Below are 14,696 nucleotides of genomic sequence, written 5' to 3' on the forward strand. Positions count from 1 at the left end.
CGCCAAGGGAGGACCTATGTCACGCAAGATTTGGACCAAGTCGCTCGGAGTGGTCGCTCTGGCTTTGTGCACGGTCAGCGCACCGCTCCTCGCGGACGAAACCAAGCCCGACGTCACCGAACGCGCGCAGGCGCTCGTCTGGGGCTCTGGCGATGTGAAACCTGATCCACAGGCCGGGCTTTCGATGTTGGAGGACGCCGCGGCGCAGGGCGATCCCGAAGCGGCTTTGGCCGCAGGTGACCTGCTCCTCTGGGGCGGTCCTGTCGCTGCGGATCGTGATCGCGCCGTAGGCTATCTCGAACAGGCGGTCGAAGCGGGCAGCTGGGATGCGCACCGTCTGTTGGGCAAGCAGCTGATCGGTGGCTGGGCTTTGCCACGCGACACTGCGCGCGGGGTCGACCTGCTCGAGACGCAGATCGCAAAGGGCGATGCGAAAGCGGCGCTGATCTTGGGCGAGGCCTATCTCTACGGAACGGGACTGCCGCGCGATTATGCCAAGGCGCGCGACCTGTTCGAGACCGCAGCAGAGGCGGGCGACGCGACCGGATTGTGGAAATACGGCGAGACGCTGATGTGGTCGCAGCGTGATCCGAAGACAGCGCAGGCGGTTCTCGAACGCGCAGGCGCGGCGGGTGTAGATGGCGCTTATGCGACGCTGGCCGAGGGCGCGATGTATGGCTATCTCGGTGGCGGCAAGGTTTCGCGGGCGAAGTTCGACGGCTATGCCAAGGCCGCCCGCGCGGCGGGAAACGAGCGGATCGAAGTGCTCGACGCCACGCGCCGCATCTGGGGTATCTCGATGCGCGGCGATGGCAAACAGGCGGTGGCGCAACTGCGCGAGGCTGCCGAGGCGGGCAACAAGACCGCAGCGCGCTATCTGGTCGGCCTTTTGCGCGACGGCAACTCCTATAACGTCCGGCGCGATCCCAAAGGGGCGGCGGACTTCCTTGAAGCGCATAGCGATCTGTTCACGCCCGAAGAACGTGCGAATTACGCGATGACGATCCGTGTGGCGAGGCATCGGCACGATGCCGATTTCGCACCGCTCGCAGGAGAGATCGCGCCCGCCCGGGCCAAGATGAACGCCGCAGAGGCTCGCGACCTGTTTAAGGCCAACCCGAGGCTCGCGGTCTATATGATCCAGAAAGACCTCGCCGATAAGGGGCTGTATCGCGGCCCGCTCGACGGGTTCGCCGGGCGCGGCACACTGCGTGCGATGGAACGCGCCTGTGGCACGATGCCGGGCGATATGGCCTGCCGTGACGGGGTTCTGGCGCCCGAGATCGTCGGCGCGATGCTGCGCGAAGGGTGGGGCTCGTAAGTGACATCGAAGGTTCTGGTTACAGGCGGCGCGGGCTTCATCGGGTCGCATTGCTGCAAGGCGCTGGCTGCGGCGGGGCACGCCCCCGTCGTCTTCGACGATCTGTCGCGCGGCCATGCCGATGCGGTGCGCTGGGGGCCTCTCGTCGAGGGCGATCTGCGCGACCGGGAACTGGTCGAGAAAACGCTCAAGGAGCACCGGATCGACGCTGTGATCCATTTCGCGGCGCTGGCCTATGTCGGCGAGAGCGTGGCCGAACCCACCCGCTATTACGACGTCAATCTGGGCGGGATGACCGCGCTTCTGGGCGCGATGCAGGCGGTGGGGCTCGACAAGATCGTGTTCTCGTCGAGCTGCGCCACTTATGGCACGCCCGAGACGCTGCCGATCTCCGAAGACACGCCGCAAAATCCGATCAACCCCTATGGCCGCAGCAAGCTTATCTGCGAATGGATGCTGGAGGATGCCGCCGCCGCGACCGATCTGCGCTTCGCGGCCCTGCGCTATTTCAACGCGAGCGGCGCCGATCCGAGCGGCGAGATCGGCGAGCGGCACGATCCCGAGACCCATCTGATCCCGCTGGTGCTGCGCGCGGCCTCGGGGCAGGGGCCGGCGGTTAAGGTCTTCGGTACGGATTATCCCACGCCTGACGGCACCTGCATCCGCGATTACATCCATGTCGACGATCTGGCTCGCGCGCATCTTCTGGCGCTCGATCACCTGCAGGGCGGCGGCGACAGCCTGAAACTGAACCTCGGCACCGGGCGGGGCGCGTCGATCCGCGAGGTGATCGCCTCGGTCGAGCGAGTGACGGGGCGCAAAGTGCCCTTCGAGGACGCCCCACGCCGCCCCGGCGATCCGGCGGAGCTGGTGGCCGATCCGTCCCGTGCGCGCGACGCCTTGGGTTTTACCGCGCGCTACCGTGAACTTGACGAGATCGTGTCTCATGCCGCCCCGTGGTTCGGCCTCTGACCTCGGGTTCGCGCTCTGCCGGGGTTGAGCCTGCCGCCCAGCCATCTATCTTGCGGCTCAACGCAATTCAGGAGGCTCTCATGGCAAGCGACGCAATCGATCCGCAACTTCTCGACCGGCTGGCCGAGGTTGCCGTGCAGGTGGGTCTGAACCTGCAAGACGGTCAGGATCTGGTGTTGACCGCGCCCGTCGAGGCGCTGCCGCTGGTGCGCCGGATCGCCGCCGAAGCCTATCGCGCGGGCGCAGGCACCTTCACCCCGATCCTCAGCGATGGTGAGACCACGCTGGCCCGGTTCGAGAACGCGAAGGACGAAAGCTTCGACCGCGCGCCCGACTGGCTTTATCAGGGCATGGCGAAAGCTTACGAGAGCGGTGCGGCGCGCATGGCGATCGTGGGCGAAGACCCGATGCTGCTGTCCGAACAGGATCCGGAGAAAGTCTCGCGCGCCGGCAAGGCCAATTCCATCGCCTATAAACCGGCGCTGGAGAAGATCTCGAATTTCGAGATCAACTGGTCAATCGTCTCCTATCCGACCGTGGCCTGGGCCAAGCGCGTTTTCCCCGATCTGCCCGAAGACGAGGCCGTGGGCAAACTGGCTGACGCGATCTTCGCCGCCTCGCGCGCCGATCAACCCGATCCCGTCGCCGCCTGGGAGGCGCATAACGCGGCCCTGCGCAAGCGTCGCGACTGGCTGAACGAGCAGCGCTTCTCAGCGCTTCATTTCACCGGTGGCGGCACCGATCTGACCGTGGGCCTCGCCGATGATCACGAATGGAGCGGTGGTGCGTCCGAGGCCAATAACGGCGTCGTCTGCAACCCGAATATCCCGACCGAAGAAGTCTTCACCACGCCCCATGCCGAGCGCGTCGACGGGGTCGTTCGCGCGACCAAGCCGCTGTCGCATCAGGGCAGCCTGATCGAGAATATCGAGATGCGCTTCGAGGGCGGCAAAGTGGTCGAGGCGAAGGCCAGCCGCGGCGAGGCGGTTCTGCAAAAGCTGATCGACACGGACGAGGGCGCGCGCCGTTTGGGCGAGGTCGCGCTGGTACCGAACGGCTCGCCGATCTCGGCTTCGGGGCTGCTGTTTTACAACACGCTCTACGACGAGAATGCCGCCTGCCATATCGCGATGGGGCAGTGCTATTCGAAATGCTTCATCAATGGCGGCGAGCTGAGCGAGGACGAGGTCGCGGCGAAGGGTGGCAACAGCTCGATGATCCATGTCGATTGGATGATTGGCGGCCCCGAGACCGATATCGACGGCATCAAGCCCGATGGCACCCGCGTCCCGGTTTTCCGTAAGGGCGAATGGGCCTGATAGGCTGCGGAACCTGACAAAGTATAGCGCCCGGCACGCCGATTGGTGTGTTGGGCGCTTATTTTTTGTGCGGACGTGAGGAATTCCGCCTCATCTCGTGCAGTTCGATGCACCCGGCGTAGGAGGGTACCGCTGAACGCGGGCGCTGCTTGACGGAAACGGAAACTGGGCGAAATCTGAACATACGGGTCGGGCTTGGCCGACCCTCTTGGGCAACTCGCGCACCCTTGCGCTGTGTGAAGGGCCGCCCGGTCGACGCAGATTTTCGATCCTCCTCCCCGAAAACGCGTTCAGGCCGGGCGGTGCCCAGCCTGACCAGCAAGAAATCGAGCTTTCCGCCCGCTTAGTTCCCCGTATCGAGGCTCTTCGAAATCAGTTTTTCGCGGTTCTGCGCGAGCGAGGGATGGATCAGCGCGTTCTCGATCGCGGCAACCTGCGTGAAGCCGATATTATTGAGCTTTCTACCCTTAGCGAATTCCGCAGCCCGCGCTTGGTCGAGCATGCTGAGATGCGGATCGGCGGGCATGAAATAGGCCGGGTCGGACCCGCTCGAGCTCTGCTTGGGCGACTGCGATTGCGGCCCAAGGTCAGCGGGTGGCTGCGACGCGACACCGGCTTGCGCGATCCCGACGCCAAGGCCAAGCGCCACTGCAAGGCTGCAACCGAATGTAGCGGCGGTAAAACGGGTCGTCATAGGCAGTTTCCTCATTTCTTCTTCAGGGCCATACGGATCAGCGTTTCCTTCGCCGTGCGGTCGACATTCTGAACCAGCGCGTCCTTGATCTGCACGATCTGGCGATCGGTGAGGTTGGACAGGTCGACATTGCCGACGAGGAAATGCACGCGTTGGATCTCCAGCGCATTGAGCGGCTGCTGCTGTTGCTGCGCAGCGGCCAGCGAGGGTAGCGCGGCGCAGGCGAGGGCGGCGATCAGGGCGATCGATTTCATCATGAGTCTCCTCAGGGTGCTCTTCCCAACGAAAATGCAGTTGCGCGCGCGTGGGACAAGCGTGGTCGCGCGCAAGTTTCGGTGAAGGTCGCTTGCCCTATGCGTCAAGATGGGGATTCACAACGCGAATTCATCATGATACCGTAACTATTAACAAGCAGAGGGCAGACATAAGCTCTCGCGAAATACGGGCAGGATCGAGGCAATGAAGGCGGGCTATCAGGGCACCTTCGTCATTTCATGGGCGCAGACGGAAATCGACGGCACACCGGTGCCGCCGCTTGAGGTCGTGACCGTGGGCGCATGTTGGCGGTGGACGGGGCAGGCGATCTGCGTGGACGGGCCCAATGATCGGCTCATCTTGCACAATGCGCGCGGCGAGGCGGAGCGGCGCACGAAAGCCGCCCGCGCGGTGCGTCGCCTGCTGGGCGAGGCCGTGGGACATCCGCGAACGCTCGAAGACCTCGCCGAGACCGAGACGCCCAATCAAAGCTTTACCGTGACCGATGGCTATCACGCCTATGTCGTGACCCTGATCGAGCTGCCCGAAAGCGGCACGCGTATCCTGATGTTCGCCGGTCGGATGCCGCCAGTGGACAGCGATCTCTGGGTGGTCGACCGCGCGCTCGATCTGCGCCCGAAAGCGGCGCGGCAGGGGCCTGCGGGCGTCATCTGTTTTACCCCCGGCACGCTGATCGAGACCGACCAGGGCCGCCGCCCGGTCGAGGCGCTGCGCGAAGGCGACCGCGTTCTGACCCGCGATGACGGGGCACAGCCGATCTGCTGGATCGGACGACGCGACATCTCGGGCGCGCGGCTCCACGCGATGCCGCATCTGCGCCCGGTGCGGATTTCGGCCGGGGCTTTCGGCATCGCCCGGCCGGATCGCGATCTGATCGTATCGCCGCAGCACCGGATGCTGGTGCGCGGGCGCGCGGCGCAGGCGCTGTTCGCCGAAGACGAGGTTCTGGTGCGCGCCTGCGATCTGGTGAATGGCCGCCAGATCCGCTTCGAGGGCGCGCTGCGCGGTCTGAGCTACATCCATCTTATGTTCGAACGCCATCAGGTGCTGACCGCGAACGGGCTGGAAACCGAAAGCTTCCACCCGGCCTCCACCCGGCTCGAGATGATCGCCCGCGACCAGCGCGCCGGGCTCGAGGCGCTGGTGCGCGAGGTCGAGGAAAATCCGCTCAGCTACGGCGCCTTTGCCCGCCGCGCGCTCAAGCCCTCCGAGGCCGCGATCCTGCGCCACGATCTGGCCGCCTGAACGAGCAAATCCGCTGGAAATCGCTGCAGGCTTGGGCTGTGCGTCAGATGCACGGCTTCGTGCGCATTTTGCGCCTTTTCTCTGCCCGAACGTCGCCTTAGCTTCGGGACAAAGGAGATATCAATGACCAGACCCGTCGTCGGCATCATCGGCAATAGAGGACTCGTAGGTGACCGCTACCCCGTCCATGAAGGTGGGCAGCTCAACTCGGAAGCGGTGAGCAAGGTCTCCGATTGCATCCCGCTGCTGATCCCCGCCGATCCCGAATATGTGTCCGTTCAGGAGTTGATGGAGGTCTGCGACGGCTTCCTGCTGACCGGCGGGCGGCCGAACGTCCATCCGCATGAATATGGCGAAGAGCCGACCGAGAAGCACGGCACCTTCGACCGTGCCCGCGACGCGATCACCCTGCCGCTGGTGCGCGCCTGTGTCGAAAGCGGGCAGCCTTTCCTCGGCATTTGCCGCGGTTTTCAGGAGGTCAACGTCGCGATGGGCGGCACGCTGCATCCCGAAATCCGCGAGCTTCCGGGCCGGTTGAACCACCGGATGCCCCCCGAGGGGACGTTGGAAGAAGGGTTCTCCAACCGCCACATGGTCACGCTCACCCCAGGCGGCCGGTTCGCGCGTCTCTTCGGCGCGGATGAGGTCGAGACCAATACGCTGCACGGGCAGGGCGTCTGCACCGCCGGTACCCGGATTGTGATCGAAGGGCGCGCCCCCGATGGTACGCCCGAGGCGATCTATGTTAAGGACGCGCCGGGGTTTACCCTATCGGTGCAATGGCATCCCGAATGGCGTGCGGCGGAAGATCCGGTCTCGCGCCCTCTGTTCGAGGCATTCGGCGATGCGGTGCGTGCTTGGGCGCGCGGCGAACGGCCCGCCGCCTGCGTCGCCTGAGCCGCTAAGACAAAACGGAGAGACAGATGAAACGCTCGCGCGTGAACGAAATCATGGCCGCGGCCGAGGAAATGATCCAGGAATTCGGCTTCCGCCTGCCGCCCTTCGCATGGTGGAGCCCGGCTGAGTTCAAGGCGCGCCTGCCGCAGGCGCAGCGCATCGTGGAAGCCGCGATGGGCTGGGACATCACCGATTACGGGCAGGGCGATTTCGACAAGCTGGGCCTGTTTCTCTTCACCCTGCGCAACGGCGATCTGCGCGATCTTCAGGCGGGCCACGGCATGGCCTATGCCGAGAAGCTCCTGATCTCGCGCAAGGACCAGATCAGCCCGATGCATACCCATATCATCAAGGCCGAGGACATCATCAATCGCGGCGGCGCAGACCTCGCGATCGAGCTCTATGGCTCTGACGCGGATGGCAAATTCGACGAGACCGCAGGCGGGCAGGTGATGTGCGACGGCGTCCCGCGCAATTACGCGCCCGGCGAGGTGCTGATCCTGCGCCCCGGCGAGAGCGTGACCCTGCGGCCCGGTGACTGGCATGCCTTCTGGGGCGAGGGCGGCGACGTGCTGATCGGCGAGGTCTCGACCGTCAACGACGACAATACCGACAATATCTTCCGCGAAGATATCGGGCGGTTCTCCGAGATCGAGGAAGACGAAGCGCCGCGCCACCTGCTGGTCAGCGACTACGACAAGTTCCTGTATTCATAAGTATTTACTGGCTTCCTTGCGGGCGAAAGGTTTCAGCCTTTCGCCATGCTCGGCCAGCCAGGCCTGGGCGCGGGCCGGGTCTTTCTTGCTCAGCTCGCGCAGCCACCACGCGATCGCTTTCTGGATGAACCAGTCGCGATCCTCGACTAGTTGCGCGGCCCAGCCCAGAACCTCGTCGCGCACCGCCTCGTCCTCGGGCTTGGGATTGCGCTGCTTGGTCCAGGGCAGGGTGAAGACGAAGGCCGCGCGCCGCGTCCACATGTGATCCGAGCGCACCCAATCCGCCACCTCGTCGAGCCGCGCGGGCTCGGCCTGAAGCCGTTTCGAGCCCGCCTTGGCCGCGTGATCGGCAATCGCCCAGGCGTCGAATTGCGGCACCCAGCTCGCGATCAAGTCCCATGCGGCACCATCCGGGCGCAGCCGCGCCTGCGTCAGCAGCTTGGCGGCCGCGATCCGCGCCTCGTGAATATCGCTGTCCCAAAGCCCGCGGGCGAGTTCGACCCGCCCCGGAACATCAAGCTGGCCACGCCACAGCGCGACCATGTCCTCGATCGCCGGAACGGAAACGCCCAGATAGCGCCGCTCCGCCTTGTGATAGGCGGCCATCTCGGCGGCTTTCTCGGCATCCGCCCAGCTTTCCAGCGCGAAAAGCGCGTCTTCCAGCGTGGGTGGCGGGCCGAGCGGCTCGCCCGTATCGTCTTCCTCGGCGAAGGCCTCATAGTCCGCATCCGAAGCCGCATAGGCCTCGGCCTCGGCGCGCAGCCGGGCGTCCTCCGCCGGGTCGAGCGGCGCGTAATCCGCCGCGCGCGGCCGCGCGACGCGTTTCTTGCCCCGCTTGCGGCTCATTCGACCGTCACCGATTTGGCGAGGTTGCGCGGCTGGTCCACGTCGGTGCCTTTCGCGACCGCCGTGTGATAGGCGAGCAGCTGCGCCGGAACCGCGTAAAGGATCGGCGCGAAAGGTTCCGCAATATCAGGCATTTGCAGCGTGCCCCAGGTGCCATCCTGCGCCGCGCTGATGCCCTTGGCATCGGAGACCAGCAGCACCATCCCGTGGCGCGCCATCACCTCCTGCATGTTCGACACGGTCTTGTCGAAGAGCTTGTCATAGGGCGCCATAACGATCACTGGCACGGTGCGATCGATCAGCGCGATCGGCCCGTGTTTCAGCTCGCCCGAGGCATAGCCTTCGGCATGGATATAGCTGATTTCCTTGAGCTTCAGCGCCCCTTCCAGTGCCAGCGGATACATCGCGCCGCGTCCGAGGAAGAGAATGTCCTGCGCCTCGGCGAGTTGCTCGGCCAGATGCGCGATCGGCTCGGAGATCGACAGGGCCTGATTGAGCAGGCCGGGCAGGGCGCGCAACGTATCGGCATGGGCGCTAAGCGTGGGCCCGTCGGTGACGTCCCGATCACGGCCCGCTTTCAGCGCCATCACGGCCAGAACCAGCAGCTGCGCGGTGAACGCCTTGGTCGAGGCCACGCCGACCTCGACGCCCGCGAAGATCGGCAGCATGATGTCGGCTTCGCGCGCGATGGAGGAGGTGGGCACGTTCACCACGGCCACGGTTTTCGCAACGCGCTCGGAGCAATAGCGCAGCGCGGCCAGCGTATCGGCGGTCTCCCCGGACTGGCTGACGAAGACGGCGAGGCTGCGGTCGGACAGGGGCGGCTCGCGGTAGCGGAATTCGGAGGCGACGTCGATCTCGACCGGGATGCGAGCGAAGGTCTCGAACCAGTATTTCGCCACTGCGCAGGCGTAATGTGCCGTGCCGCAGGCGATCAGGATTATCCGGTCGATGTTGGAAAAGTCCAACTCTTCCGGCAGATTCAGCCCGGTTTCGGGCAGATAATGTCGCAAAGCGTCAGCCAGCACGACGGGCTGCTCGGCGATTTCCTTCGCCATGAAATGCTTGTAGCCGCCCTTTTCGACCTGTGCCTGACCCAGATCGATGCGGCTCTCATCACGGTTCGCACGGCGACCCTCGGCGTCGAAAATCTCGGCACCAGCGCGGGTGACGAAGGCGTAATCGCCCTCTTCGAGATAGGTGATCCGGTCGGTCATCGGCGCGAGCGCAATCGCATCCGAGCCCACAAACATCTCACCATCGCCATGCCCGATCGCGAGCGGCGATCCCTTGCGCGCCGCGATCAGCAGATCGTCCTCGCCGTCGAAGAGCCACAGCAGCGCGAACGCGCCTTCGAGCTTGCCAAGCGTCGCCACGGCGGCCTCGCGCGCATCCATGCCGCGATCCATGAACATCCGTGTCAGCAGCGCGACGGTTTCGGTATCCGTCTGCGTCTCCGGGGTGATCCCGGCTTCGGCCAGTTCGGCCCGCAGCTCGCGGAAGTTCTCGATGATGCCGTTATGCACGACCGCGACGGGCCCCGAGCGATGCGGATGCGCATTGCCTTGGGTCGCTGCGCCATGGGTCGCCCAGCGGGTGTGGCCGATGCCCGACTTGCCCGGCAGGGGCTCGTGCACCAGCAGATCAGACAGATTCCACAGCTTGCCCACCGCCCGGCGACGGTCCAGCTTGCCTGCATTTACCGTCGCGATCCCGGCACTGTCATAGCCGCGATATTCCAATCGCTTGAGGCTCTCAACGAGCCAAGGGGAAACCTCGTGCTTCCCCAAAACTCCAATAATTCCGCACATTTATCAATCTTTCTTCATGCGACGCGCTTTCTCCGCGCGCAGTTTCGCAAATAGCTTCGTAGCGAGGCCCGGACGGTTCACCTGCTCGGAGCGCTCGATCGCGATCGCCTCAGCCGGGACGTCTTTCGAGATTACCGATCCCGAGCCCGTCAGCGCGCCGTCGCCCACCGTCACCGGGGCCACCAGCATCGTGTCGGAGCCGATGAAGGCATTCGCGCCAATCGTCGTGCGATGCTTCATCACCCCGTCGTAATTGCAGGTCACCGTGCCCGCGCCGATATTCGTATGCTCCCCGATATCGGCATCGCCCAGATAGGTCAGATGGCCGACTTTCACACCCTCCGCGAGGATCGCGTTCTTCACCTCGACGAAATTGCCGATATGCACGTCCTCGGCGAGTTCCGCGCCGGGGCGCAGACGGGCGAAGGGGCCGACGGTGGCGCCGCGCGAGATATGGCAGCCCTCGAGGTGGCAGAAGGCCTCGATCACGGCGCCGGATTCGATCGTTACATCGGGGCCGAACACGACATTCGGGCCCAGCACGACATCGCGGCTGATATAGGTGTCGAGCGCGAACCAGACGCTGGTGGGCTCCACCATGGTCACGCCGTTTTCCATCGCCTCGGCGCGCATCCGCTCCTGGAAGAGGGCCTCGGCGCGGGCAAGCTCGGCGCGGGTGTTAATGCCCAGCGTTTCGGCCTCGTCACAGGTCACGACCTGCGCGGTCAGGCCCTTCTTGCGCGCGGCTTCGACGATGTCGGTAAGGTAATATTCGCCCGATGCGTTCTCGTTCGACAGCCCCGCGACGAGTTCGGTCAGAAGCACTGCGTCACAGGATATAACGCCGGAGTTACAAAGGGTTATGGCGCGTTCTTCATCTGTGGCATCCTTGAATTCCACGATCCGATCCAGCGTGTCGCCCTGCGCCACCAAGCGCCCGTAGCGCCCCGGATCGGCCGCCTCGAAGCCGAGCACGGTCACCGCCGCATCGGACGCGGCCAGCCGCTCCAGCGTCTCGGGCCGGATGAAGGGGGTGTCGCCGTAAAGCACGATCACGCGGCCGTCGAATCCGTCGAGCGCGGGCAGGGCCTGCGCCACCGCATGGCCGGTGCCGAGCTGTTCTTCCTGCAGCACGATCTGCGCCTCGGGATCGACCTTCGCGACGGCTTTCTTCACCTTGTCGGCACCGTGGCCCGCGACCACGATCACGGTCTCGGGTTCGAGCGCGCGTCCGGCGGCCAGCGCATGGGCCACCAGCGGCGCGCGGCCCACCTGATGCAGCACCTTCGGCAAGTCGGATTTCATGCGGGTGCCCTGTCCCGCCGCGAGGGTGATCAATGCAATCGCCATTAGAAACCTTTTCTTCTGCTCGGCCCCGTTTTAACCATTGGCTTGCTTGCCGCAAGTGGTGCGTCTTCACGCTTCCTTTCGCGGTGTTACGGAAGGAGCAAAAGGCAATGCGCACAGTGGTTTTCGACCTCGACGGGACTTTGGCGGATACCTCCGCCGACCTGATCGCAGCGGCAAATTCCTGCTTTACGGCGCGCGGCCATGCGCCGCTTCTCGATCCGGCGGGGGACGCGCTGACCGCCTTCCATGGTGGCCGTGCGATGCTCAAGGCCGGCTATGGGCGGCTGGGGCTGCCGGAGGCGGAGATCGCCGAGCTGGTCGAGGCCGATTATCACCCGCTGCTTGCGCATTACGGCGAGAATATCGACCGCCATACGCAGCTTTATCCCGGCGCGGAGTCGGCGGTGAAAACGTTGCGCGATCAGGGTTTTGCGACGGCCGTCTGCACGAACAAGCCCGAAGGTCTCGCGCGTGATCTGATCGACCGGCTCGGGATCGCCGCGCTTTTTGACGCGCTGATCGGCGCCGATACGCTGCCGCTGCGCAAACCTTCGCCAGATCCCTATCTCGCGGCGGTCGAGCGGGCCGGGGGCAAGCTGGAAACCTCGCTGCTGGTGGGCGACACCAATACCGATCGTGAGACCGCCCGCGCAGTCGGCGTGCCTTGCGTTCTGGTGACCTTCGGACCGGAGGGGCGCGGCATCGAACGGCTCGCCCCAGAGGCGCTGCTCGATCATTTCGACGATCTGCCCGCGCTGGCCGCGCGGATGCTCGGGTGATCGCCTCGGCGGGGCTGTGCCGCCCCGAACCACCCCTACGACGCGGCTGCCGACGGCCATGACCGCAGCCCCCATCGGTCCTTCGCGCTTTCACGCCACCGCCTTCGTTCTGATCGCGGTGTTTCTCGACATGGTGGGGTTCGGGTTGATCATCCCGGTGCTGCCGTCCCTGATCGCGGATGTGGGCCATGTCGATCTGGCGCAGGCGAGCCGGATCGGTGGCTGGATGTTCGCGGCCTTCAGCCTCGCGCAGTTCCTGTTCGCGCCGCTGATGGGCAACCTCTCGGACCGGTTCGGACGACGCCCGCTTTTGCTGCTCGCCATCGGCGGCTTGGGCGTCGATTACCTGTTTCACGCCTTCGCGCCGACGCTGCTCTGGCTCTTCGTGGGCCGGATCGTCGCGGGTATCTGCGGCGCATCCTACGTCATCGCGAATGCCTATCTCGCCGATATCACGCCACCGGCCGAGCGCGCCCGCGCCTTCGGCCTGATCGGCGCGGCTTTCGGTTTCGGCTTCATCGCGGGACCTGCGCTTGGCGGGTTTCTGGGCGAGCTTGGCCCGCGCGTGCCGTTCTTCGTCGCAGCCGCGCTGTCGGGGCTGAACCTGATCTACGGGCTGATCGTGCTGCCCGAGAGTCTGCCGCAGGGCCTGCGCCGTCCGGTGAACTGGCGCGCCTGCAACCCGCTGGGCACGCTGAAAGTCTTCGCGCGGTATCCGGGCGTCCTGCCGATGGGCACCGCCCTTGGCGTCTATCTGTTCGCCTCCGCCGTCTATCCCGCGATCTGGCCCTATTGGGGGATGGCGAAATTCGGCTGGTCCGAGGGGACGGTGGGGCTGACGCTTGCAGGCTATGGCGTCGTCGCGGCAATCTTTCAGGGCGGGCTGGCCGGTCCGCTCGCGTCCCGTCTGGGCGAGGCACGGGTGGTGGTGATCGGGCTGATCGTCGGGATCGGCATGACCATCGCACTGGGGCTGTCGACCTCGCTCGTGATGGTGCTGATCGTCCTCTTGATCACCGGGATCGAAGGGCTGGTGCATCCGATGATCGCCTCGCTGATGTCCAACGCGGTGCCCGAAGACGCTCAGGGCGCGCTGCAGGGTGGCATATCCGCGCTAATGAACCTCGCGATGCTGGCGGGCACCTTGTTCTTCACCCAAGTGTTCGGGATATTCCTCGCCGAGGACGCCCCGATCCGCACGCCGGACATGGCCTTTTACGTGGCCTCCGTGATCCTGCTGGCGGCATTGGCGCTGTTTATCCGCGCAAGAAAGGTCTGAGCGATGTCCGAGGTCTTCAAAGGCAATTTCACCCAGCAGGAGCCGATCCCCGAAGACGCGATCGAACGCGCCGTCGAGGTGATGCGCTCGGGGCGCCTGCATCGCTACAACACGCTGCCCGGTGAGCCGGGGGAAGTGGCGCTGCTCGAGGAGGAATTCGCCGGATTGACCGGCGCGCCCTATTGCCTTGCGGTGGCCTCGGGCGGCTATGCCTTGGGCTGCGCGCTGCGCGCCGTGGGCGTGGGGCCGGGCGATCCGGTGCTGACCAATGCCTTCACGCTCGCCCCCGTGCCCGGCGCGATCGCGGCGGTCGGTGGCAAGCCCGTGCTGGTTGAGGTTACCGACCAGCTGACCATCGACCTTGACGATCTGGCGGCGAAAGCCCCGCAGGCGCGGGTGCTGATGCTGTCGCATATGCGCGGCCATATCTGCGACATGGATGCGCTGATGGAGATCGCGCGCGACCATGATCTAACGGTGATCGAGGATTGCGCCCATACGATGGGGGCGACATGGGCCGGGGTTCACTCGGGGCGGCATGGCGCGATCGGCTGCTATTCGACCCAGACTTACAAGCACATGAATTCGGGCGAGGGCGGGCTGATCGTGACCGACGATGCCGAGCTGGCGGCGCGGATGATCCTGCTCTCGGGCAGCTACATGCTCTATGAGCGCCACCGGGCCGCGCCCGGCGCGGAGGTGTTCGAGGGGCTGAAATACGACACGCCCAATGTCTCGGGCCGGATGGACCATCTGCGCGCCGCGATCCTGCGTCCGCAACTGTCGACGCTGGCGGATCGGGTGGCGCGCTGGAATGCGCTTTACCGTGAGGTCGAGGCCGGGCTTGCCGGGGCGGAGGGCATCGCGCTGATCGAGCGCCCCGAGGCCGAGAGCTATGTCGGCTCGTCCTTCCAGTTCCGCCTGCCGGGGCGCTCCGCCCCGGAGATGCTGGATTTTGTCGCCCGGGCTGCGGCCCGCGGGGTCGAGCTGAAATGGTTCGGCGCGGATGAGCCTGCGGGCTTCACCTCGCGCCATGACAGCTGGCGTTACGCTGAGGCGCAGAACCTGCCGCGCACCGATGCGGTGCTGGCGACGCTGCTGGATCTGCGCCTGCCGCTGACTTTCTCGACGGATGACGCCGCCCAGATCGCGCGTATCCTGCGCGAAGAGGCCGAGACCTGAAGAGGCGGC

14 protein-coding genes are annotated in these 14,696 nt (G+C 65.4%); 9 read left to right on the top strand and 5 right to left on the bottom strand.

The window, feature by feature from the left end:
• The first annotated feature begins 16 nt into the window (after positions 1 to 16).
• From AKL02_RS07065 to AKL02_RS07075, 3 genes are all read left to right on the top strand, one after another.
• Complete coding sequence (locus AKL02_RS07065) at positions 17 to 1,321, top strand: tetratricopeptide repeat protein (RefSeq protein WP_083075031.1); 1,305 nt, start codon at positions 17 to 19, stop codon at positions 1,319 to 1,321.
• Positions 1,322 to 2,293 (top strand): UDP-glucose 4-epimerase GalE, encoded by a 972-nt coding sequence (gene galE, locus AKL02_RS07070; RefSeq protein WP_083075033.1) that lies wholly within the window; start codon positions 1,322 to 1,324, stop codon positions 2,291 to 2,293.
• An 80-nt stretch (positions 2,294 to 2,373) separates the two neighbouring features.
• Positions 2,374 to 3,612, top strand: coding sequence for an aminopeptidase (locus AKL02_RS07075; RefSeq protein WP_083075035.1), 1,239 nt, complete (start codon positions 2,374 to 2,376; stop codon positions 3,610 to 3,612).
• Between the two features lie 343 nt (positions 3,613 to 3,955).
• On the opposite strand, the gene AKL02_RS07080 is transcribed toward AKL02_RS07075, so the two are convergent.
• Entirely contained in the window at positions 3,956 to 4,306 is a 351-nt protein-coding gene (locus AKL02_RS07080; protein WP_083075037.1) for a hypothetical protein, read from the bottom strand.
• 11 nt (positions 4,307 to 4,317) lie between these two features.
• The gene (locus tag AKL02_RS07085; protein ID WP_083075040.1) at positions 4,318 to 4,560 is read right to left on the bottom strand and encodes a hypothetical protein; all 243 of its coding nucleotides are present in this window, start codon (positions 4,558 to 4,560) and stop codon (positions 4,318 to 4,320) included.
• 205 nt (positions 4,561 to 4,765) lie between these two features.
• Between AKL02_RS07085 and AKL02_RS07090 the strand changes: the two genes are divergently transcribed.
• The 3 genes from AKL02_RS07090 to AKL02_RS07100 all read left to right on the top strand — a co-directional run bounded on the left by AKL02_RS07090 (position 4,766) and on the right by AKL02_RS07100 (position 7,440).
• Complete coding sequence (locus tag AKL02_RS07090) at positions 4,766 to 5,827, top strand: Hint domain-containing protein (protein WP_083075042.1); 1,062 nt, start codon at positions 4,766 to 4,768, stop codon at positions 5,825 to 5,827.
• A 123-nt stretch (positions 5,828 to 5,950) separates the two neighbouring features.
• On the top strand, positions 5,951 to 6,724 hold the full coding sequence (locus tag AKL02_RS07095; protein ID WP_078546578.1) for a gamma-glutamyl-gamma-aminobutyrate hydrolase family protein: 774 nt from the start codon (positions 5,951 to 5,953) through the stop codon (positions 6,722 to 6,724).
• A 26-nt stretch (positions 6,725 to 6,750) separates the two neighbouring features.
• Positions 6,751 to 7,440, top strand: coding sequence for a D-lyxose/D-mannose family sugar isomerase (locus AKL02_RS07100; RefSeq protein WP_078539548.1), 690 nt, complete (start codon positions 6,751 to 6,753; stop codon positions 7,438 to 7,440).
• Here AKL02_RS07100 and AKL02_RS07105 read toward each other — a convergent pair.
• From AKL02_RS07105 to glmU, 3 genes are read right to left on the bottom strand one after another with little or no spacing between them, the layout of a single operon-like run.
• A complete protein-coding gene (locus tag AKL02_RS07105) occupies positions 7,435 to 8,286 on the bottom strand; it encodes a DNA alkylation repair protein (RefSeq protein WP_083075044.1) in 852 nt (283 codons plus the stop codon). The genes AKL02_RS07100 and AKL02_RS07105 overlap by 6 nt on opposite strands.
• Positions 8,283 to 10,097: a glutamine--fructose-6-phosphate transaminase (isomerizing) gene (gene glmS, locus AKL02_RS07110; protein ID WP_083075047.1), complete on the bottom strand. Its 1,815-nt coding sequence runs from the start codon at positions 10,095 to 10,097 to the stop codon at positions 8,283 to 8,285. Before glmS ends, AKL02_RS07105 begins: the two co-directional genes overlap by 4 nt.
• Before the next feature lie 3 nt (positions 10,098 to 10,100).
• Positions 10,101 to 11,447 (bottom strand): bifunctional UDP-N-acetylglucosamine diphosphorylase/glucosamine-1-phosphate N-acetyltransferase GlmU, encoded by a 1,347-nt coding sequence (glmU, locus tag AKL02_RS07115; RefSeq protein ID WP_083075049.1) that lies wholly within the window; start codon positions 11,445 to 11,447, stop codon positions 10,101 to 10,103.
• Positions 11,448 to 11,554: 107 nt separating this feature from the next.
• Here glmU and AKL02_RS07120 point away from each other — a divergent pair, with 107 nt between their 5' ends.
• Genes AKL02_RS07120 through AKL02_RS07130 form a run of 3 tightly spaced genes read left to right on the top strand, consistent with a single transcriptional unit; the run spans position 11,555 to position 14,687 of the window.
• Positions 11,555 to 12,226: an HAD-IA family hydrolase gene (locus tag AKL02_RS07120; RefSeq protein ID WP_083075051.1), complete on the top strand. Its 672-nt coding sequence runs from the start codon at positions 11,555 to 11,557 to the stop codon at positions 12,224 to 12,226.
• A 58-nt stretch (positions 12,227 to 12,284) separates the two neighbouring features.
• On the top strand, positions 12,285 to 13,505 hold the full coding sequence (locus AKL02_RS07125) for a TCR/Tet family MFS transporter (RefSeq protein WP_083075053.1): 1,221 nt from the start codon (positions 12,285 to 12,287) through the stop codon (positions 13,503 to 13,505).
• 3 nt (positions 13,506 to 13,508) lie between these two features.
• Positions 13,509 to 14,687 (top strand): DegT/DnrJ/EryC1/StrS family aminotransferase, encoded by a 1,179-nt coding sequence (locus AKL02_RS07130; protein WP_083075055.1) that lies wholly within the window; start codon positions 13,509 to 13,511, stop codon positions 14,685 to 14,687.
• The last annotated feature ends 9 nt before the right edge of the window (positions 14,688 to 14,696 follow it).

The sequence above is a fragment of the Thioclava electrotropha genome, assembly GCF_002085925.2.
GTDB classification, from domain to species: domain Bacteria; phylum Pseudomonadota; class Alphaproteobacteria; order Rhodobacterales; family Rhodobacteraceae; genus Thioclava; species Thioclava electrotropha.

Excerpts from the sequence above, each read along its gene's own strand:
- AKL02_RS07065 (WP_083075031.1), top strand. The coding sequence starts at position 17 with ATGTCACGCAAGATTTGGACCAAGTCGCTCGGAGTGGTCGCTCTGGCT.
- AKL02_RS07075 (WP_083075035.1), top strand. The coding sequence starts at position 2,374 with ATGGCAAGCGACGCAATCGATCCGCAACTTCTCGACCGGCTGGCCGAG.
- AKL02_RS07080 (WP_083075037.1), bottom strand. The coding sequence starts at position 4,306 with ATGACGACCCGTTTTACCGCCGCTACATTCGGTTGCAGCCTTGCAGTG.
- AKL02_RS07085 (WP_083075040.1), bottom strand. The coding sequence starts at position 4,560 with ATGAAATCGATCGCCCTGATCGCCGCCCTCGCCTGCGCCGCGCTACCC.
- AKL02_RS07090 (WP_083075042.1), top strand. The coding sequence starts at position 4,766 with ATGAAGGCGGGCTATCAGGGCACCTTCGTCATTTCATGGGCGCAGACG.
- AKL02_RS07095 (WP_078546578.1), top strand. The coding sequence starts at position 5,951 with ATGACCAGACCCGTCGTCGGCATCATCGGCAATAGAGGACTCGTAGGT.
- AKL02_RS07100 (WP_078539548.1), top strand. The coding sequence starts at position 6,751 with ATGAAACGCTCGCGCGTGAACGAAATCATGGCCGCGGCCGAGGAAATG.
- AKL02_RS07105 (WP_083075044.1), bottom strand. The coding sequence starts at position 8,286 with ATGAGCCGCAAGCGGGGCAAGAAACGCGTCGCGCGGCCGCGCGCGGCG.
- glmS (WP_083075047.1), bottom strand. The coding sequence starts at position 10,097 with ATGTGCGGAATTATTGGAGTTTTGGGGAAGCACGAGGTTTCCCCTTGG.
- glmU (WP_083075049.1), bottom strand. The coding sequence starts at position 11,447 with ATGGCGATTGCATTGATCACCCTCGCGGCGGGACAGGGCACCCGCATG.
- AKL02_RS07120 (WP_083075051.1), top strand. The coding sequence starts at position 11,555 with ATGCGCACAGTGGTTTTCGACCTCGACGGGACTTTGGCGGATACCTCC.
- AKL02_RS07125 (WP_083075053.1), top strand. The coding sequence starts at position 12,285 with ATGACCGCAGCCCCCATCGGTCCTTCGCGCTTTCACGCCACCGCCTTC.
- AKL02_RS07130 (WP_083075055.1), top strand. The coding sequence starts at position 13,509 with ATGTCCGAGGTCTTCAAAGGCAATTTCACCCAGCAGGAGCCGATCCCC.